The organism is Gordonia sp. HS-NH1 (assembly GCF_001418765.1).
Lineage (GTDB): Bacteria > Actinomycetota > Actinomycetes > Mycobacteriales > Mycobacteriaceae > Gordonia.
Genome location: NZ_LIYC01000048.1, coordinates 1 through 18,217 on the forward strand (window position 1 = coordinate 1; position 18,217 = coordinate 18,217).

Consider the following 18,217-nt stretch of genomic DNA (forward strand, 5'->3'; position numbering starts at 1 on the left):
CGGGGATCTCGGTGCTCATGGCGGGGTCCTTTCGGGTGCGGCGCGGTGGCGCCGGGAGGTGAAGTGGTTCTGGTTACTTGGAGGTGAGTCTGGCCCGGTTTGTTCCCCCGTGCCCCGAAGTCGCGTTGCGTTCATTCGCGCGGATTACCCCGTCGCGCGGGCCACGCGTCATTTCCGTCACCGCAGGTCCGCGAGCAACTCGGACAAGATGGAGCGCGCGCGGGAGATGCGACTGCGCACGGTCTGTAGACCGATGCCCTGCGCCTCGGCGATCTCGGAGTAGCTCAACTCGCCGTAGACGCGCAGCACGAAAGTCGCCCGGTAGGCGTCCGGTACCTGCGACAACGCTTCGGCGATGCGATCGGACACCACGACCTGCGCGGCGACGTCCAGGTGGCTCATCGGGTCGTGATCGGCGATGTCATCGGCATCCGTGCGTTTGCGGATGCGGGCGAGCGCCGCGTTGGAACCGATCCGGTACAGCCAGGTCGACAGCTGCGCGTCGCCCCGGAAGTTGCCGATCGCGCGCCATGCGGCGACGAGTGCGTCCTGCATCGCGTCCTCGGCGTCGTGCTGGTTGCCGGTGATGCGTAGACAGATGGCCCACAGCCGGTCTCGGTGCTGTTCGACGAGCGTGGTGAAGGCTGCCTGATCTCCGGCGCGCGCGCGTTCGAGAAGATCCGCGCCGGACGGGGATTCGTCGATCAACGACTGCACCCGCTCATCGTAGGGCCGCCTCCCTGCCGTGGCAGCGCATCGCGCTTTTCGATGCCGCGCTTCTCAGAAGTCGTCATCGATCGTCCCGGCCTCGAAGGGATCGTCCACCGAATCCTCGGTTCCGCCGAAGACGTCGTCGTCCGTGCCGGACACCGGTTGATCCCCGGCGACGTCGTCCGACAGCGGATCGCCGTCGTCGACGTCGTCGAAGCCGGCGACATCGGCGTCGGATTCGGCGTCCAGCGGATCCGGACCGGGTGCGGCGGTCAGGTCGGTGGTGAGTTCGTACGACGGGTCGAAGGCGGTGTCGACGGCGGCGTCCCACGCGGCCTCGGGCACGCTCAGTTCACCGGGTGGATCGGTGTCACGCAGCCATTCCTCGAAGCCGTCCCCGTCGGAACCCCCGTCTTCGAAGCTGTCATCCAGGTTGTCGGTCATGGTCTTCCGCCTCTGCAGGTGTGTCGGTCATCCGATATCTGTACCGCCGGATTCTCCGACGCGCGGGTACTCGACACGGATACTGTCATCCGGTCGACTGCCGGGCGCCGAGGAGTGATGGAGAATTCTCGGCACGTACCTAGGAGTGCCGCCGAGCCCGGAATGTTCCCACCGGATTCGGAAATGTCTCGGGAGGTCAGATCTCGTGGAGCAGCGCATGACCGTGCGTGGTCGCGTGGAGCGGTTGCTCGACGAGGTGGGCCCGCTGTCGCCGGACCCCGCGGGACTGCACGCCCTGCGCGCCCAGCTGGCCGAGCCGCTGACGGTTGCCCTCGTCGGACGTGTGAGTTCGGGCAAGTCGACGCTGCTCAACGCCCTCGTCGGTGACCGTGTCGCCCCGACCGACCGCGCCGAGTGCACCCGGGTCGCCGCGCTGTACACCGAGGGCAACCCGCAACGGGTCGAGGTGATCGGCCTCGACGGCACGGTCACCGAACTCCCCGGCCCCATGCGCGGCGACCTCGGCCGACCAGCCGAGGAGATCGACCACGCGGTCGTCCACACCCCGTCGCGGTTGCTCCGCGAGCGCTTCCGGGTCGTCGACACCCCCGGTCTGTCGGGGTTCACCGACACCGCCGAGATCGCCACGCGGCGGGTGTTCGGCCGGCAGGGGCGGCTCGCCCGGCCGGACGTCATCCTGTTCCTGCTCGACGACGCCGCGGGACCGAAGGCCGACGAGGTCGCGTTCCTCGCCGACTCCGGGGCGTCGGCGCAGAACACGATCCTGGTGATCTCGCAGGCCGACCTCATCGCCGCCGACAACCCGATGCTCAAGGCCCAGGAGATCGCGCGCCGGGTGTGGCGGCGGTTCCCGGCGATCGCGGGCGCGGTGGTCGCGGTGTCGGGGCTGATGGCCGAGGCGGGTGTCTGCGGGGTCACCGAACGCGAGACCGCACAGATCTCGCGACGCGGGCAGCTCGAGTCGTGGGAGCTGCTGACCATCCTCGACGGCGGGATGCCTGCTCCGCCGGGGATCGACGTCGACGAACTGGGTCGGCTCGAGCAACTCGTGGGCACCTACGCGATGGATGCGGGCGGCGAGATCGCGCGGCAGGGCGCGAGGGCCTATTGCGAATGGCTGCACCGGGTTTCGGGTATCGATGAGTTGCGACTGGCGATCGGGCGGCGATTCCTCGCGGTCGGCGACATCCTCAAGGCCCGCACCGTTCTGGCCGCACTGCGCGAGTCCGCCTACCGCAGTGCGCGCCGCGACGCCTTCCTGGAGGCCATCGACGAGGCCGAGACGTCACCCGCGCTGCACCGGCTCCGCGAGGTCACCGCGCTCGAGGCCCTCGCCCGGTGGCAGCCCGACAGCGAACTGGTCGGTGAGCTCAACCTCGTGGTCGCGAGTCGCGATGTGCGCGTGCTGTTGTCGTTGCCGCCGAATGCCGCGCCACCTCAGATCGCCGACGCCGCGCGGCAGCGGGCCACCGACTGCCGGTCGAGGCGTGCCTTCGCGGCGACGTCGGCGGAACGGGAGGCGCTGCTGGTCCTCGAGCAGACCTATCAACTCATCCGGCGCGGACTGTGGGTCAACTGACGCGATGGCGAACGAGGAGAGCAGACAGTGACTTCCAAGGAACCCGCCGCGCCCGAGGCGGTGTTGCAGACGGCGGTCGGTGCGCTGCGCAAGCACGGTGAGGACGCGATCGCCGACCGCGCTCTTCGCGTCCGCGATCGGCCGGCGCCGCAGGGCACCGTGGTGGTCATCGGTGAGGTCAGCCGGGGCAAGAGCTCACTGGTGAACACCCTTCTCGGGGTGAGCGGACTCGCGCCTGTCGACACCGAGATCACCACCTCGGTCTACGTCCGGTACACCCCCGCCACCGACGACCTGCCGGCCGGGACGGCCCTCGTCGAGTTCCCCGGCGCCGCGCACCGCATCCCGGCGACCGAGCTCGCCGACTGGGTCACCGTCGGCGGACGTTACGCGGCAGGCGTACCCGCGAAACGTCTCGCGCCCGGCACGCCCATCGATTCCGTTCTCGTGCCCCCGGTCTCGGCGCGCGTGGGGGTCGACGCCGCGCTGCTGCCCGGGGTCACCGTCGTCGACACGCCCGGTGTCGGGTCGCTGGTCCCCGAACACGTCGAGGCCGCCGTCAGCGCGGCTCGCGGGGCGTCGGTGCTGGTGATGGTGTGTGATGCGACCGCACCGCTGAGCGCACCCGAACTCGACTTCCTGCGCAGCGTCAGCGAGGAGGTCGCCTCGGTGGTGCTGGTGGTCACCAAGACCGACCTCGTGATGCGCCAGTGGCGGGCGATCGTGGCCGAGAACCGGAAACTCATCGGCGCCAACGCCCCTCGGTTCGCCCACATCCCGATCATCGGCGTGTCCAACCGCATCGCCGCGCAGGCCGCGGCGATCACCGATCCCGATCGTCGCGAACGGGCGCTCGCGGCGTCGGGCGTCGGAGAACTCGTCGACGCCCTGAGCCCGCTGGTCCGCGAGGGTGCCGCGTCCCCGGTGCGCAACGCGCTGCAGCTGACCTTCGCCGGACTCGACGACGTCCGCACCCGCCTCGTCCTGGAGATGAAGGCCGCCACCGCGACCCCCGCCGAACGAGCCGACATCGAAGCCGAGCGGGACCGTCTCCAGCGCCTCAAGGATCGCCGTCGGGAATGGCGGGCACGCCTCACTCAGGACATCACCGCGGCGTCGCTGCGCACCGACGATCTCATGCGCGACCGCTTCGACACGCTGCTCGGCCAGTGGTCCACGCGGATCGACAAGCTCCGCTTCTACGAACCGCACCGGGCGGGTCAGGAGCTGATCGCGCAGATGACCGTCGACCTCGAGGCCGCGGCCCGCGAGGTGAGCGCGTCGTTCGTCGCCGGCATCGAGCGGATCGCCGATGCGCTGTTCGCCGACGCCGCCATCTCCGACGAACTCGTCGGGCAGATCGCCGGCGGCGCGGGAGAGCTCAAGCTCCGTCAGCAGGAGAAGATCTCGCCGTGGAAGAACATGGTCGACCCGATCCTGCTGTCCATCGTGGCCGCGGGCGGGCCGTTGGCGATCATCCCGGTGGTCAACGTCGTCGCGGTGCCGGTGTGGGCGGGTGTGGTCGTCGGGTTCCGCGCGTCGAAGGTCGGCAAGGAGAATCACCGCAAGTGGCTGACGAAAGCGGTCAACGACATGAAGGCCGACGTGCGGTCCCAGCTGCAGTCGATCAAGGCGCAGGCGAGCGGCGACCTGCAGATCGCCTACGACGAACTGCTCGAGAAGCTGCTGGCCGAGTCGACCAAGATCCTCAACGACGCCGCGGCCGAGTCCAAGAAGTCCGCGGCCGAACGCGAGAAGACCGCCGCGGATCTCCGCAATCAGATCGTCGCCGTGGACAACGTGCGCAAGTCGATCGCCCGCGTGCTTCGAGCGCCCGCCGGATGAATACCGGTGTCGTGTGCAACGATTTGCACCTGAGGAGGTGGCCACGTGGCGCAGGAGAGCAGGCGGCGACTGTGTATCGACTTCGGCACCAGCAACACTGCGGCCGCATATCGGGTCGGGCTGGGTGAGCCGGTCATCGTGCCGCTCGGGCAGGGCGGACCAGCGATGCCCTCGGCGGTGTTCGCCGGCGACGCGTCCATCGTCGTCGGTCACGAGGCGGTGCTGCGGAGGCTGCAGGCCCCCGACGCCTTCGAGGACACCCCGAAGTCGCGGATCGACGACGGTGAGATCGAGCTCGGCGACCGGTTCTGGCCGGTCGAGGATCTGATCGGCGCCGTGCTGCGGCACGTGCACCGCACCGCGTTGCGCCACAGCGGACTGCCCGGGTTCGACTCGATCGTCCTGACGCATCCGGACCGCTGGAGCGAGCGGCGCAAGAACGTCCTCCGACGCGCGGCCCAGCGCGCCGGCATCCCCGCCGACACTCTGCGAATCGCCTCCGAGTCACTCGCTGCCGCTTGGTATTACGTCTACCGCGGGCACGACGTCAGCGGCGACGAACGGATGTGCGTCTTCGACTTCGGCGCCGGCACGTGCGACGTGGCGGTCCTCGTCCGCGACGGTGCCGAGGGATTCACCGTCACCGGGTCGGGCGGCGACAACCACCTCGGCGGCCGGGACCTCGACGCCCGGATGATCCGCTGGGTGCACGACGAGGCCGCCGAACTCGATCCCGACCTCCCGGGCCGGCTCCGCGCCCCGGCGGCCGCGATCGCCCTCGCCGACCGGGTGCGGGCGGCGAAGGAAGCGCTGTCCGACACCGCGCAGGCCGTCATCGAACTCCCCGGTACCCGGCACACGCTGCTGCTGACCCGACGCGAGTTCGAAGCGATGATCGGGCCGTTCGTGGAACGGGCCGTCGAGCTGACCCGGGATGCGATCGCCCGCGCCGACGCCGCGGGCACCGGACCCAACGGACCCGTCATCGTCTACGTCACGGGCGGGACCAGCAGCATCCCGATGTTGCAGTCCGCGCTGTCGTCGGTGGGTCGCGTCGCCCGGATCGGTGACCCGAAGGTCGTCGTCGCGCAGGGGGGCCTCCTCCGCTCGACCAATGTCGTCCCCGGCATCGACACCGACAAGGTCGGGACCGGGATGTGGGCTCGTCGTGTCGCGTTCCCGTCGCTGCCGGCCGGCTCGGTGATCGCCGGTGTCTCGGCACGCGACGGGCAGATCGTGCGAGCAGGGGAGCCCCTGGCCACGGTCGACTCCCCGGCCGGGCGGGTGACGATCGACGCGCCGGTGGCGGGCACGCTGCACGGCCTCGACCTGCGGCCGGGGGCCGCCGTCCAGCCGGGCGCGGTGTTCGGGGCCGTCGGTCCGGCCGACCTACGACCCGACCAGTGGTCCCGGTTGCACCGGATGCCTGCCGGGACCTCGCCCGTACGGGGCCGGCCCGGTTCCGTGCCACCCGCGCAACAGCCCGTTTCCGCGCAGCCCGTTCCGCCCCAGCCTGTTCCGGTGCAGCCTGTCATCGCCCAGCCTGTTTCGGCCCGGCCTCTTTCGGCCCCGCCCGTTCCGGCCCAACCGGTTGCGGCCCAGCCCGTTTCCGCGCAGCCCGTTCCGCCCCAGCCTGTTCCGGTGCAGCCTGTCATCGCCCAGCCTGTTTCGGCCCGGCCTCTTTCGGCCCCGCCCGTTCCGGCCCAACCGGTTGCGGCCCAGCCCGTTTCCGCGCAACCTGTTGCGCAGCCGGAGAAGGTGAACGGGTTCGGCCTGGCGGGGTTGATCGTGGGCATTCTCGGCTTCCCGTTGTGCCTGGGCACGGTCGTCGGCCTGGTGCTCACGGTCGTGGGGATCACCCGCGCCGGCGGCCGGCGTGACGCCCTGACCACGACGGCGCTCGTGGTCAACATCCTCGGCGCCGTCGCCTGGGTGGCCTTCGTCATCTGGGCGGTCGTCAGCGGCTGACGCACCCGGCGCCTTTGAGAAGCTGGCGCCGATCAGGGATGGCTGTCTATGTCGAACTGACGCCATTCGGCGTCCCACCGCCGTGACCGGTGGTGATCGGCGACCGCGCGGACGAGCACGGTCGAGCCCCACCACCCGAGCACGACGAACATCCCCACCCCGATCCCGGCGATGAGACCCTCCATCACGGCGTCGGTGGTGGTCACGGGCGGGTCCACAACCGAGCCGGAGTCGTCGAGCCAGACGACGCGCACCCGGCCGACGGAGTCGAGCGGCTCGGCGTCGACGGCTGCCGTGAGCCGGTGGCCGTTCGGGTCCTGCCACGCCACGGTGGTGTAGTCGGAATCCGGGCCAGCACCGTTCTGGTCGACGCTGTCCTGGATGACCTTGTCCTGGATGTGGCTGGGCTGATCGCTCTGGTCGCCGCTGCCCTGGCCCGATGTGCGAATGATCGTCGCGCTCACCGAATGTCGCGGTTCCTGATTCTCGGCCGCCGTCTTGTGTGCCGCGTAGGTGTCGCCGCCGACGGTCAGGGCGATCATCACACCCGCGACGGCGGCCAGCCATAGCATCACCAGGGTCACGGTTTCCAGACGGTCCCCGCGACGGACCAGACCGTTCGACGATGCGTGCATGACACGCCAGCTGTGGAGTTCGCGGGCGAGGAATCGCAGCATGTCGCCCTCCTGATGCCGGTCGCCCTTTACATGGTCGTTGCAAGCGGACCGCCGGGACAGGGCCTTTGGTCCCTATGCGGGCGTCGAACCCGCAAGTTCAGTCGTTCGACTCACATACCGCCTCGACTCAGCGTATCCTCAGCTTGCGCCCGACCGGCCGCATCAGTGGGGGGGCCGGGGCGTAGGGGGTCGACTCGAGGGGCACCGATCGTGCTCGTCGTCGTGTTCATGATCGTCACTGTTCGAGGTCTATGTGGAGGGGTTCAGTTGACCAGCGTTTTGTCTGTGCGCGCGTCGAGACGCGGTGTGCGCACGTTTCTCACGTCGTCGGCGATCGTCGAGGCGATCGACATCGAGGAGTCGATCGTCCTGTCCGGGTACGCGGCGCTCGCCGAGGACTCCGCGGTGTTCGGGGTGACCGCCGATCTTTTGCCCGAGATCGACGCCGCGCTTCGACGGCACCAGGCGATCGTTGCTCGCCTGCGGTTGATGCACGCCGAAGCGGTTGCCGCCGAACAGGTTCCGTCTCCACACGATGAGGCGCTCGCCGTCCTGGGGCTGACCGGGCCCGGGCACGACGCCGACCTGACCGATGTCGCGACGTCCGAGCCGGTGCGGGCATACCGTGCCGCCGTCTCGCGACCCGACCACGATGACCGGCGCCCGACGCTGGTCGCCGTCGCCTACCTGGTTGCCGCGTCGCATGCGCTGACCGACCCGACGAACTGCGGAACTGCCTCTCCGGCACTCAATCTCATGCCACCGCCGCTCCATCGGGATCGCGCCCTCGTGGAGCAGGTGCTGCGCTGCGTGGTCGCGGAGGCGGACCCCGCCGCGCGCGCCGAGTTCACCGACCACATCATCGCTGCGAGTGCGGCCTTCGCCGAGGCCGGTCACGGCTCCGACCGACGGCTGTCCGTGCTGCGCTACAACCCACACTCGTTGCGCACGGCGTGCCGGTCGGCGGGTCTGGGCGAGGTCGACGTCCGTATCGCCGGGTGATCTCGGGGACGCTCGGGGATTACCCTGGGCGGCGTGACCACTTCGGTTCCGCAGCGATATCGGTGGCTGCTGCACGTCGACCTCGACCAGTTCCAGGTGGCGGTCGAGCGGCTGAGGGCGCCCGAGCTCGTCGGGGTACCGGTGATCGTCGGCGGCAACGGCGACCCGACGGAGGCGCGCAAGGTGGTCACCTGCGCGTCGTATGAGGCGCGCGACGTGGGCGTGCGTGCGGGTATGCCGCTGCGGGCAGCGCACCGCAAGTTGCCCGACGCGGTGTACCTGCCGCTCGACATGAGTGCCTACGACGCCGCGTCGGCCGACGTCATGGACGTCTTGCGCGCCACCGGCCATCCGGTCGAGGTCTGGGGCTGGGACGAGGCGTATCTCGGTGTGAGTGCGCGCGGCGCGGAGGTCGACCCCTTCGACGACGAGGCCATCGTCGACCTCGCCGAACGGATCCGGTCGGAGATCCTCGACCGATGTGGGCTCACGAGTTGCGTCGGCATCAGCGACAACAAGCAGCGCGCCAAGATGGCCACCGGATTCGCCAAACGCCCGCCGGCCACGACTCCCGGTGACGGCGTCGACGCCCCGCGCGTCTTCCTGCTCGACGACCGCAACTGGTTGGACCTGATGGGGGACAGGCCGACTCGCGATCTGTGGAGCGTGGGACCGAAGACGTCGGCGAAACTCGCTGCCGCCGGGGTCGACACGGTGACCGAGCTGATCGCCACCCCTCGCGAGGACCTGATCGCCACTTTCGGACCGCACCAGGGCAATTGGCTGTACGTCCTCTGTCGCGGCGGCGGCGATTCGGCCATCACCGCCGAACCGTATCTGGCCCGTTCGCATTCCAAGTCCCGGACCTTCGCGACCGATCTCGCCGACGCCACCGAGATGCGCGCCGCTGCCGCCGAACTCCTGCGTGAGTTGCTCGATCAGGTGGTCGGCGAGGAGCGGTTGCCCTTCCGCGTCGCGGTGACCGTCCGCACCACGACGTTCTACACCCGCACCAAGTCGCGCAAACTCCCGGCGCCGAGCCTCGACTACGACGAGCTGGAGTCGGTGGTCGCCGACCTGCTCGGCAGATTCGACATCGACCGCCCGGTCCGCCTGTTGGGCGTGCGCCTGGACCTGGTGACCGACGACGCCCCCACTGCTCCCTGAGGTGCGAGGAGCGCAAGCGACGAGCCTCGAAGGGTGCGCCCCTACCCCGACGCGACGATCAGCGGCACGAGTTGTTCGGCGGCGGTCCAGGCGCCGTGATGGCCGAGCATCATCGACTCCATCGTCTCGCGCGTGCTGCGGGTGAGGGTGGTGTTGCCGCGGGCCACCGCGACGACATCGCCGATGCGGTGTGCGACAGCGTCACTCACGATCGGTCCGAACCATTCTTCGTCGATGGTCTGCTCCCGGGGGACGACGTGGGCGGCGTCGCCGAGATACGACGACCACCCGCTCAGCACGTCGTCGGCCGATCCCGGTGTCGCGTAGACGTGGCGGACCCGTGCCTCGCCGGCCACCGCGTCGACTCCGTCGAGCAGGACGGGTGAGGTGTCGATGTCGATCGCCCGGTCGGCGGTGATCATCCCGTGGTCACCGGTGACGAGAAGGGTTGTCCCGTCGTTCAATTCGGAAGCGAGATCGGCGACGAGCCGTTCCACGACATGCAGCTTCGCCAGCCACTCCGCCGACCCCGGGCCGTGGATGTGGCCGGCCAAGTCGAGTTCGCTGTAGTAGGCGTACACGAACCGACGGTGGCGACTCCGGCGACGCAGGGTGGTCAGCACGGCCTCCCGGATGCCGTCGGGGGTCACGGCGGGCACGAACTGCCCCGAGGCCCGGAACGCGGCCATCGTCAGTCCGGTTCCGCGGAACTCGCCGGGCATCACGTAGGTCACCCGAACGCCTTCGGCCGCCAGCTCTTCCAGGCTGCCACGTTCGGTGCGGACGAGGGCCGGGGGATAGGTCATCAACGCCGACGGGCCGGAGGCGTTGTCGAGGGTCCAGCGCAGCGAGTTGAGAACGCGCCGGGACCCGCGGGTGCGGCATTCGTCGCCCGGGCGGAAGCTGTACCCGATGATCCCGTGCACTCCGCACGACGTCCCGGCGGTGAGGCTCAGGATGCTGGTGGCGGTGGTCGCCGGGAACCCGGCCCGCAGCGTCGTCGACGTCAGTTCGCGCAGCGTCGGGGCATGGTCGGCGTAGTCGTCCAGCAGAGTCGCGCCCAGTCCGTCGATCAGCAGCACCACCACCGAATCGCCCGGCGGTACAACGGGTCCCGCGCCGCCGGGTGCGATTCCGAGCGCAACCGACGCGGCGGGCAGGACGTCGGCGAGCGTGTGGGGGAAGCCGTGCCAGTCGGCCGGGGTCAGTTCGGTCGGGGTCAGTTCGGCAGGAGCCGGATCGGCCGCGAGCGGGTCCACAGCCTCGGACGCCGGGAGCGGAGCGAGCGGGTCCACAGCCTCCGTCACCGGGCCCCCGAACCGGCCGGACCGAAGGCATAATGACCCGATCGCAGGAATCGCACGGCACGACGCGCTTCTCCCTCGACGAGCAACGGCGACAGCGCATCGCGCAGCGCGATCCGCCACCGGGCGGCGTCGAGCGGCGCGCTCACCCGCATCGACTCGACATCGCGCGGCACTTCGACGACGACGCCGGCGTCGGGGGTGACGCGCTCGTGGTGTGCGACGGGGCGGGACGGTTGGTCGACGTCGATGATCGACACCGCTCCGTCGGCGAGCAGCTCGTCCACCGATTGCGGCGGCCCCGAAACCCCCGGCCCCGACGGCGCAGCGGTGTTCAGATCCCAGGCGACCAGTACCCGGTCGGAGTCGGCGTCCCCGCCGAGTTCGTCGCCGAGCTCGCCGTAGAAGTCCTCGTAGTAGTGCATCGGCGTCGCACCGAGCTTGGCGAGGTTGAAGTAGGCGTTGCGCGCGACGAGGGGATCGAAGGTCCACGTGATCGTCGACAGGCCGCGCTCGAGGGCCCACCGGCGCTGGTGCATCTTCAGCGCGTAACCCACCTGGTGTCCGCGCCCGCGCCGGGTGACCCCGGTGATGTGGCTGTGCAGGGTCTCGCCGACCGGTGCGCCGAAGAACGCCACGCTGCCACCGGCGAGGTGGTCGCCGATGAAGGCGCCGGCGACGTAGTTGCCGGCGTGGCTGAGCGCCCGCAGCATGTCGGTACCCACGGGACGGTTCGTCGGGTCGGGCCGCCACACGTCGTCGAAGATCCGCAGCAGGTCCTCGAGTTCGTCGGGCGAGGACAGTTCTCGAACCTCGACACCGAGGGTTGCATCCGACATGGGAACGATTGTGTCATCGCCCGGCGGCACCGGGGTCGGGGTTGGCCCAGCCCGCCGATCTAGTATCAAGGCATGTCCCGCACCTTCCGATCGCCCGACGCGTTCTCGCGCGTCGCCGCGGCAGGTGTGGTTCCCGCGGTGGCGGTCGCCGCGCACGGTGCGGCGAGCGGAGCGATGCCGAGTTCGTCGGGCATCCTGCTGAGCGTCGCGATCGGCGCGGTCGCCTCGATGCTGCTCGCGCCGGGCCGGCGACGATTCCTGACGGCCGCGGTGTCGACGACGATCATCCTGTCCGTCGCGCAGGCGGCGAGTCACTGGGCTCTCGCGCTCGACGCCGGGCACGCCGCCCACGGCACCTCGACGCTGCCGATGCTCCTCACCCACCTGGTGGCGATCCCGCTCAGCGCGGCGCTGATCGTCGCCGGTGCGCATCTGCTGGCCTCGATCGGCACGGTCATCGGATCGCTGGTGCCGCCGGTCGCCCTCGCGGCGCGCCCGGCAGCGCCCGCCTTCTGGACGCAGCCCTGTGTTCCGGCCGCACCTGCGCTGTGCGGCAACGGCGTTCGCGGACCACCCGGCACGTTCTGACGCGCCCGAACCCCAGATCGACAGATGTGGGGTCGATGCACGCGTCCATGCGACCGGTCCCGAAAACCATCGAAAGACACATTCAATGAAGCTCAGTTCTCCGCGGGCGACCATCGCCCGCCGCATCATCGCGCCCGCCACCGCCGCCGCAGTCGTCGGCCTCGCCTCCTTCGCGGGTGCGGGTGCCGCGTCGGCGCACGTGACCGCCAACGCACCGACGGTCACGCAGGGCGGGTACGGAGTGGTCACCCTCGTCGTCCCCAACGAGTCCGACGCCGCGGCGACGACCGGGCTGCGTGTGACGCTGCCGGGTCTGACCTCGGCGCGTCCCGAGGTGATGCCGGGCTGGAAGTCCGTCGTCACCAAGAAGGACGACAAGGTCACCGAGATCACCTGGACCGCCGACCCGGGTTCGCCGGGCGTTCCGGTCGGGCAGTTCGGCCAGTTCCGGTTCTCCGGCGGACCGTTCCCCGAGCAGGAGACCGTCGAACTCCCGGCGCTGCAGACCTACGCCGACGGTGAGACCGCCGACTGGAACCAGCCGACGCCCGCCGACGGCTCCGAGCCGGAGAAGCCCGCGCCGACCCTGACGCTGCCGCCCGACTCCGGCGACGGCCACCACGGCGGCTCGCACGCCGCCGCTCCGACCGACAGCGCGCAGGCGTCGGACGGTTCGCAGGGCTCGGAGACCGCCGAGTCGTCCTCGACGGACTCCGCCGCTCGATGGCTCGGTGGAATCGGCCTGGTCGTCGGCACTCTCGGCGCGGTGATCGGCGTGGCCGCGCTGACTGTGCTCCGACGTAACGGCCGTGGCGGCGGCAATGCCTGACCGTCGTCCGGTGGCTGTTCGGCGCGTCGTCCTGGTGCTTGCGGCGCTGCTGTGTCTCGGGCTCGTCGGATCGTGGGCCGCGGCGCCGGCGTCGGCGCACTCTCGGCTGGTGTCCTCCGATCCCGCCGAGGGCGCGACGGTGCAGACCGGCCCGCAGACGGTCACGTTGACCTTCAACGAGCCGATCCAGTCGTCGTATGCGGTGCTCAACGTCGTCGGCCCCGACGATCACTACTGGCAGTCCGGTGACCCCTCGGTCGACGGACCGAACGTGCGCGTCGGCGTGCGCGAGCTCGGTCCGGCCGGCGAGTACGTCGTCAACTACCGGGTGACCTCGGCCGACGGGCACGTCATCAGCGGGCAGCGCACCTTCGAGCTCGCGGTTGCCGGCAACGGCGAACCGGGCCCGGCGATCGAGGCCGTCGACGCCTCGTCGGACGAGGGAATCCCGGTGTGGTGGTTCATCGCCGGGGCCGCCGTCGTCCTGATCGTCGGACTCGGCGTCGTGTTCTGGGTGAGCCGGCGACCGTCGACACGGCGCTGACGACCATCCGGATCGTGACATGACACTCCGCAACGGGTTCATCCTCGTGGTGACCCTGGCCGGCGGTCTGGTGGTGAGCTGGTTGCTCGCCCGTCCCGACGGTCCGGACCTGGTCGCCGTGCCCACGACCCTCGCGCTGGGCGTCTCCGTGGTGCTGCTCGGCCTGGGTGCGTTACCGACCGTCGACGCCGAGCCCTCGACCCGGGTGATCGGCCTGCTGGCCGGGGTGTGGGTGCTGGCGGTACTGGTCAGCGCCTGGATCCGCACCGCCGATCGGGCGGGCACCGAGGTGCTCGAGGTGACGGCCGGCGACTTCGGCGACGTCCTGTTCTCGGGTGCACCCGAGATGGTCGCGCTGGTCGTCGCGTTGCTGATCGTCGTGTGGGTGGTGCTGGACCTGCTGACCGGGATCGAGATACCCGTCCTCGTGGTCGGTGCGCTCGCGGCGATCGGGGTGCTGGCCACCTCGATCGCCGGTCACGCGGGCAACGACTCGTGGGGTCCGTTCCTCATCGGTGCGCACGCGCTGGCCGCGGCCTGGTGGTGTGGGCTTCTCGCGGCGATGCTGATCACGGTCCGCGGGCGGTCGGGGTGGGCGCGCAGCCTGCCGGTCTTCTCCGGCCGCGCCCCCTGGGCGGTCGGTCTGCTCACGGTGACCGGCGTGGTCTCCGGGCTCGTCGAGATCGGCGGTCCGGCCGACCTCGTGAGCAGCGGCTACGGCCGCATCCTCCTCGCGAAGGCCGCGGTGCTCGCGATCCTCGTGGGCCTCGCGGCCTGGCATCGACGACGCTGGTTACCGGCGGTGCAGCGGCATCGCAGCAGCGAGACGGCCTCCGTGCGTGCCGCCGTCGTCGAACTGGCGATCATGGCCGTGGCGCTGGGACTCGCGGCCGGGTTGTCGGCGACACCGCCGATCCCCGCCGGCTGAGCGTTCCCACCTGCTCGCTAATCCGAAAGAACCGCATAACCCCTGGTCCCTGAGGTGCGAGGAGCGATAGCGACGAGCCTCGAAGGGCCTGGTGAGGCACGTTGTGATGCCCTTCGTGGCTCGCTTCGCTCGCACCTCAGGGAGCGGGGGGTCGAGCCTCACTCGCCCAGCGGCGGTCGCGACTGGTCCCACAGCGCGAGTAGTTCGTCGATGATGTCGGTCGCCATGTGCAGGGTGCTGAGGTGACTCTCGCCGGGCATCTCGTAGAGCTTCGCGTCGGGGAGCAGCGACACCATGTGCTCGCCGTGGGCGTACGGGATGATGTGGTCGTCGTCGCCGTGCCACCAGCGCACCGGCACCGTGACGTCGCCGACGCGGAACCCCCAGTCCCGTGCGAACACCACGACGTCGGCGAACGGCGCGGCCATCCGGCGGCTCCCGCCGTGGAGCAGGTCGTCGAGGAACATGGCCCGGAACTCCGGTCGCGCCAACAGTTCTCGGTCCGCCTGCGGGGACAGCCGGCCGTAGATGGTGATCGCGGGTTCGGCGATGGGCCGGGCGAAGCCGAGGGCGACGCTGAGCACCTGGCCGATCGGGTCGCCCGCGACGCTGACGAGCGGCGCCAAGAGCGTGCCGAGGCGCATGGCGCCGCCCTCGATGCGATCGGGCCCGACCGTCGGCGCGACACCGCCGAGGATGCCGGCCGCCGTCACCCGGTCGGGCATCGCGTGCGCGACGCCGAGGGCGTACGGTCCGCCGCCGGAGAGCCCGATGATCGCGAAGTCGTCGATGCCCAGGGCTTCGAGGACTTCGGCGAGGTCGGAGGCGAAGGCAGCGACGTTGTCGTACCGATGCGGGGTCGACGACCCCACGCCGGGGCGATCCAGTCCGATGAGCCGGACCTTGCGTTCGAGTGCGTACGCGCGCGCCTCGACGGGGATCTGGCGTCGCGCACCGGGTGTTCCGTGGAGCCAGACGATGGCCCGTCCGGTGGCCGATCCGTACTCGGCGAATCCGATCCGACGATCACCGTCGGCGACGGCGATCGACCCCTCGATTTTCGGACGGGCGATGTCGATCATGTGACCAGCATCTCACGTACCGTTGATGGCGTGATCCCCGAGTTCGTTCACGGCACCGCGCGCGCCATCCGCCACGTGTTCACCCCGTACCCGGCTCGGGACATCCCGGACGGACGGATGGTCGAGCTCCCCGGACGCGGGCGTGCGTTCGTCACCGACTCGGGTCCGCGCGACGCTCCCGCCGTGTTCCTCCTGCACTCGGTGCTGACGACCGGGCTGCTCTGCTGGTACCCGACCATCCCCGCCATCAACGACCGCTACCGGGTCATCACCCTGGACGCGCGCTGGCACGGCCGCGGCATCGAGTCCGAGACATTCGATCTCCGTGACTGTGCCGACGACGTCGTCGCGCTCGCCGATGTCCTGGGCATCGACCGGTTCACGGTCGCCGGATTCTCGATGGGTGGCGGGATCGCGCAGCTGGTGTGGAGGCGCCACCCGGAGCGCGTGGCCGGCCTGGTGCTGTGTTCGACCGGTCCGTTCTTCAGCACCAACGATCCCCGGCACCGCGCGTCGTCGGAACACATGGGACGCATCTTGCGCCCGGTGTACCGGGTGCTGCCGAGGGTGTCCGACAAGAGCCTCGACAAGACGTCCCACACCACCATCTGGGCGCTCCGACAGTTCTTCTCTACGCCGCTCGCGCACCTCGGTGACTTCGGAAACGGCTTGGGGGAGTTCGATTCCCGTGACTGGCTGCACGAGGTCGACGTACCCACCGCCGTGGTCGTCTCCATCCGCGACCGCGTGGTCGAACCCGAACGTCAACAGTTGCTGGTCGACGGCATCCCCGGCGCGCAGCGTTTCGAGGTCGACGGTGGTCACGCGTGCTGTGTCCTCGGCGCACGGTACTTCATTCCGCCGTTCGCCGAGGCTCTCGATGCGGTGGTGCCGCGCGATCGTGTGGCAGTGGCGGCCGGCGAATTGTCGTAGAACGCACCAGCGGTTCGGGCGCAGCGTTCCAGGGTGCCACTACACGGACGACAGCAGGCCGCCAACACTGTGGAGTTGTCAAGGTACGGATGCGGTCCCGGTATGGCCGGGTGCGAAGGTGCTGCGCGGAAGTGTGTGGGGCGGTGCGAGGTCAGGCGGCGTCGTCGAGTCGCATGGTGCGGCGGTTGTAGGCCGGTAGTGGTCGACGTTGCGGGTCGATGGTGGCGGGCGGTACGAGCCAGGGGTGGCGGTCGAATCCCATCACGATGTCCCAGCCGTGGTGGTGGACTTGGGTGTGGCAGCGTTGGCAGAGCAGGCAGCCGTTGTCGAGGTCGGTGGGGCCGCCGTCGGCCCAGTGAGCGACGTGGTGGACCTGGGTATGTGACGGCGGCGCACCGCATTTGATGCAACAGCCATCCCGGACGATCACTGCTTTGCGAAGGTGCGCCGGGAACAGTCGTTCGGTGCGTCCCATCTGCAGCGGTACTCCTTCACTGTCAAGGATGATCTCCGTGAGCGACCCGTCGCACGTCACCTGTCTCGCGGTGGCGTGGCTGACGGAACCGGTCCACGGCAGTGTTGCCAGGTCTCCGGTCGCGGGGATGGTCAGCATCAGTTGCGTGCGCGGACTCCCCACGCTGTCAATGCTTGCACCGAGTGCGGCCTGGTCGAGGATCAACTCCAAGGCGTCAGCGCGGCGTTGTTCGGCGGTGCGTCGGTCGCCGGCGCCGTCGGGTTCGGGTCGTGGGCAGGAGCGTTCATCGATCATGGCCAAGAATTTCTCGCCGACGGTCTGGGTGAGGTCGGCGCGGACGTCGACGCGTCCGTCGTCGGTGGTGTGCATGGTGACCGCGTTCAAAGAAGAATCATCGGCGGCGGCAACAGCGGTGTCGGTGGCGTTGGCGAGTGTGTTGGCGATGGCCCGCGCATGCTTCAGCAATTGTGCCGGTGTCGCACCTGAGAGTGCTTGGGCGATGAGTTCGATCTCAACTGGTGAGTGTTTGTCGTCGGAAAATGCTTCGGGGCAACGCTTCTCGATCTCATTCATCCCGCGGATGATGGCGTCGCCGACTTCGCTGGACAGTCTTCCGTCGGCGGCGTGACGAGCCAGGGTCGGCAGTGTGTGCAGGGCGTCGACGCTGCGCATGGTGCGGTGGGCGGCGGCGGGTGCGTGGCCGGACTCGATCAACAGTTTCGTGGTGGTGCTGCCGGCTTTCTGTGCGACGCCGAGGTTGTCGAGTTGTGCTGTGTGGGTGACGATCTGGTGATCGATGATGTTGCGGATCAACCGCAGTGTGTTCAACGCATCGAAGGTTGCTCTGCCTGTGGGGTCGTCGATGGGTGGGGTGGTCTCGATGAGGTGATCGAGGAGAGTGGCTAGCTCTGGCATGACTCCAATGTACAGGAACATGCGTTCGATTTCGATGTTTCTCCACAGGCATAGGTTCCCGAAAACATCGACTGTGCAGCGTTTTTCGTCGACTGTGCGTCGATTGGCGTTGACTGTGCATAGATCGTCGGCAGTGATCAACTTCAGTCACGCCCGTTTCGGGTTTCGCGTCCAGAATCCGTGACTCTGTCGTCACGAGTCGCCGGTGTCCGTGGCCTCGAGTGCCTCGTGCGCGGTGAGGTCGAGGCCCTGGGGCAATGAAGACTCCCACCCCGTGTTCGCATGCTCGACGGCGCACTCAATGACGGTGGAGGTGTCAACTGATCGCTGTCATCGACGTTGAACCGGGCAAGGACCTGTCGGCCC

The 18,217-nt window shown here is 69.5% G+C and carries 17 protein-coding genes; 10 read left to right on the forward strand and 7 right to left on the reverse strand.

Going from position 1 to position 18,217, the window contains the following annotated elements; translation table 11 throughout:
• Positions 1–177: 177 nt before the first annotated feature.
• Both AMD30_RS21560 and AMD30_RS21565 read right to left on the reverse strand, forming a co-directional pair.
• Positions 178–717 carry an RNA polymerase sigma factor gene (locus AMD30_RS21560; RefSeq protein ID WP_010844550.1) on the reverse strand — a complete coding sequence of 180 codons (540 nt, stop codon included), beginning with the start codon at positions 715–717 and terminating at the stop codon, positions 178–180.
• A 63-nt stretch (positions 718–780) separates the two neighbouring features.
• A complete protein-coding gene (locus AMD30_RS21565) occupies positions 781–1,155 on the reverse strand; it encodes a hypothetical protein (RefSeq protein ID WP_055477035.1) in 375 nt (124 codons plus the stop codon).
• A 217-nt stretch (positions 1,156–1,372) separates the two neighbouring features.
• Between AMD30_RS21565 and AMD30_RS21570 the strand changes: the two genes are divergently transcribed.
• The 3 genes from AMD30_RS21570 to AMD30_RS21580 are packed head-to-tail and all read left to right on the forward strand — an operon-like array spanning position 1,373 to position 6,568.
• A complete protein-coding gene (locus AMD30_RS21570) occupies positions 1,373–2,755 on the forward strand; it encodes a GTPase (RefSeq protein ID WP_231632817.1) in 1,383 nt (460 codons plus the stop codon).
• A gap of 27 nt (positions 2,756–2,782) precedes the next feature.
• Positions 2,783–4,600: a dynamin family protein gene (locus AMD30_RS21575; protein WP_055477037.1), complete on the forward strand. Its 1,818-nt coding sequence runs from the start codon at positions 2,783–2,785 to the stop codon at positions 4,598–4,600.
• Between the two features lie 45 nt (positions 4,601–4,645).
• A complete protein-coding gene (locus tag AMD30_RS21580; protein WP_055477038.1) occupies positions 4,646–6,568 on the forward strand; it encodes an Hsp70 family protein in 1,923 nt (640 codons plus the stop codon).
• Between the two features lie 32 nt (positions 6,569–6,600).
• On the opposite strand, the gene AMD30_RS21585 is transcribed toward AMD30_RS21580, so the two are convergent.
• The gene (locus AMD30_RS21585; protein ID WP_055477039.1) at positions 6,601–7,245 is read right to left on the reverse strand and encodes an Rv1733c family protein; all 645 of its coding nucleotides are present in this window, start codon (positions 7,243–7,245) and stop codon (positions 6,601–6,603) included.
• Positions 7,246–7,530: 285 nt separating this feature from the next.
• Here AMD30_RS21585 and AMD30_RS21590 point away from each other — a divergent pair, with 285 nt between their 5' ends.
• Positions 7,531–8,247 (forward strand): hypothetical protein, encoded by a 717-nt coding sequence (locus AMD30_RS21590; protein WP_055477040.1) that lies wholly within the window; start codon positions 7,531–7,533, stop codon positions 8,245–8,247.
• A gap of 33 nt (positions 8,248–8,280) precedes the next feature.
• On the forward strand, positions 8,281–9,414 hold the full coding sequence (locus AMD30_RS21595) for a DNA polymerase IV (protein WP_055477041.1): 1,134 nt from the start codon (positions 8,281–8,283) through the stop codon (positions 9,412–9,414).
• A gap of 41 nt (positions 9,415–9,455) precedes the next feature.
• Here the strand turns inward: AMD30_RS21595 and AMD30_RS21600 are convergent, their stop codons facing one another.
• Both AMD30_RS21600 and AMD30_RS21605 read right to left on the reverse strand, forming a co-directional pair.
• Entirely contained in the window at positions 9,456–10,673 is a 1,218-nt protein-coding gene (locus tag AMD30_RS21600) for an alkaline phosphatase family protein (RefSeq protein ID WP_055477054.1), read from the reverse strand.
• A gap of 44 nt (positions 10,674–10,717) precedes the next feature.
• Positions 10,718–11,557 (reverse strand): GNAT family N-acetyltransferase, encoded by an 840-nt coding sequence (locus AMD30_RS21605; RefSeq protein ID WP_055477042.1) that lies wholly within the window; start codon positions 11,555–11,557, stop codon positions 10,718–10,720.
• 72 nt (positions 11,558–11,629) lie between these two features.
• On the opposite strand from AMD30_RS21605, the gene AMD30_RS21610 reads away from it, so the two are divergent.
• The 4 genes from AMD30_RS21610 (at position 11,630) to AMD30_RS21625 (ending at position 14,446) form a co-directional block, all read left to right on the forward strand.
• Positions 11,630–12,145 (forward strand): hypothetical protein, encoded by a 516-nt coding sequence (locus tag AMD30_RS21610; RefSeq protein WP_055477043.1) that lies wholly within the window; start codon positions 11,630–11,632, stop codon positions 12,143–12,145.
• An 85-nt stretch (positions 12,146–12,230) separates the two neighbouring features.
• Positions 12,231–12,974 (forward strand): YcnI family protein, encoded by a 744-nt coding sequence (locus tag AMD30_RS21615; RefSeq protein WP_010844539.1) that lies wholly within the window; start codon positions 12,231–12,233, stop codon positions 12,972–12,974.
• The gene (locus AMD30_RS21620) at positions 12,967–13,518 is read left to right on the forward strand and encodes a copper resistance CopC family protein (RefSeq protein WP_055477044.1); all 552 of its coding nucleotides are present in this window, start codon (positions 12,967–12,969) and stop codon (positions 13,516–13,518) included. The genes AMD30_RS21615 and AMD30_RS21620 overlap by 8 nt, the downstream gene beginning before the upstream one ends.
• Positions 13,519–13,537: 19 nt before the next feature.
• The gene (locus AMD30_RS21625; protein ID WP_055477045.1) at positions 13,538–14,446 is read left to right on the forward strand and encodes a copper resistance D family protein; all 909 of its coding nucleotides are present in this window, start codon (positions 13,538–13,540) and stop codon (positions 14,444–14,446) included.
• Between the two features lie 158 nt (positions 14,447–14,604).
• On the opposite strand, the gene AMD30_RS21630 is transcribed toward AMD30_RS21625, so the two are convergent.
• Entirely contained in the window at positions 14,605–15,528 is a 924-nt protein-coding gene (locus AMD30_RS21630; protein WP_010844536.1) for an alpha/beta fold hydrolase, read from the reverse strand.
• 30 nt (positions 15,529–15,558) lie between these two features.
• Here AMD30_RS21630 and AMD30_RS21635 point away from each other — a divergent pair, with 30 nt between their 5' ends.
• Positions 15,559–16,461 carry an alpha/beta fold hydrolase gene (locus AMD30_RS21635; RefSeq protein WP_197282828.1) on the forward strand — a complete coding sequence of 301 codons (903 nt, stop codon included), beginning with the start codon at positions 15,559–15,561 and terminating at the stop codon, positions 16,459–16,461.
• Between the two features lie 151 nt (positions 16,462–16,612).
• Here AMD30_RS21635 and AMD30_RS21640 read toward each other — a convergent pair whose 3' ends face one another.
• On the reverse strand, positions 16,613–17,872 hold the full coding sequence (locus AMD30_RS21640; RefSeq protein WP_055477047.1) for an HNH endonuclease: 1,260 nt from the start codon (positions 17,870–17,872) through the stop codon (positions 16,613–16,615).
• Between the last annotated feature and the right edge of the window lie 345 nt (positions 17,873–18,217).

What these genes read in the sequence shown, in the direction of transcription:
- AMD30_RS21565 (WP_055477035.1), bottom strand. Translation starts at nt 1,155, where the DNA reads ATGACCGACAACCTGGATGACAGCTTCGAAGACGGGGGTTCCGACGGG.
- AMD30_RS21570 (WP_231632817.1), top strand. Translation starts at nt 1,373, where the DNA reads ATGACCGTGCGTGGTCGCGTGGAGCGGTTGCTCGACGAGGTGGGCCCG.
- AMD30_RS21585 (WP_055477039.1), bottom strand. Translation starts at nt 7,245, where the DNA reads ATGCTGCGATTCCTCGCCCGCGAACTCCACAGCTGGCGTGTCATGCAC.
- AMD30_RS21605 (WP_055477042.1), bottom strand. Translation starts at nt 11,557, where the DNA reads ATGTCGGATGCAACCCTCGGTGTCGAGGTTCGAGAACTGTCCTCGCCC.
- AMD30_RS21610 (WP_055477043.1), top strand. Translation starts at nt 11,630, where the DNA reads ATGTCCCGCACCTTCCGATCGCCCGACGCGTTCTCGCGCGTCGCCGCG.
- AMD30_RS21615 (WP_010844539.1), top strand. Translation starts at nt 12,231, where the DNA reads ATGAAGCTCAGTTCTCCGCGGGCGACCATCGCCCGCCGCATCATCGCG.
- AMD30_RS21620 (WP_055477044.1), top strand. Translation starts at nt 12,967, where the DNA reads ATGCCTGACCGTCGTCCGGTGGCTGTTCGGCGCGTCGTCCTGGTGCTT.
- AMD30_RS21625 (WP_055477045.1), top strand. Translation starts at nt 13,538, where the DNA reads ATGACACTCCGCAACGGGTTCATCCTCGTGGTGACCCTGGCCGGCGGT.
- AMD30_RS21630 (WP_010844536.1), bottom strand. Translation starts at nt 15,528, where the DNA reads ATGATCGACATCGCCCGTCCGAAAATCGAGGGGTCGATCGCCGTCGCC.
- AMD30_RS21640 (WP_055477047.1), bottom strand. Translation starts at nt 17,872, where the DNA reads ATGTTCCTGTACATTGGAGTCATGCCAGAGCTAGCCACTCTCCTCGAT.